Annotated in this window: 1 pseudogene; it reads left to right on the top strand. The window is 72.9% G+C overall.

Annotated elements, in window-relative coordinates:
• Positions 1-398 (top strand): annotated as a pseudogene (locus BN1134_RS19970) (hypothetical protein); the annotation flags it as partial.

Genomic DNA, 398 nt, shown 5'->3' with positions numbered 1-398 from the left:
ACCACACCCAGTGGCCCCTGCCCAGCACCGCCCCGCCCCTGCCCGAGCTGGCCTGGCTGGCCGCCGCCCTGTGGCTCGGCCGAGCGCCCTCCTCACCCGATCCCTGGCAGCGCTTTGCCGGCTTTCGGGTGGGGCGGGAGGACAGACTGGCGCTCCCGCTCACCCTTGGCGGTGAAGCGCGTCACCTTAGCCTCAACTTGCGCCGACGCGGCGCCGCAACCGAGGTGCAGTGGCACGGCCATTGGCTCCCCTATCGGCTCACGGCCGATGCCGTGCACCTGATGGCCGAGGGGCGCTGGCAGCGCCTGCCGGTGGTGCGCGATCGCCTGCATCTGGAGGGGCAGAGTGTGGCGTTCGGCCTCACCTCGCCGCAGCATGACAGCCCCAGTGAGGCGCCG

Source organism: Aeromonas simiae, assembly GCF_000820125.1.
Taxonomy (GTDB): Bacteria; Pseudomonadota; Gammaproteobacteria; order Enterobacterales; family Aeromonadaceae; genus Aeromonas; species Aeromonas simiae.
Note: the sequence above shows the minus strand (reverse complement) of the source record. Positions and strands in the feature narration are given on the sequence as shown.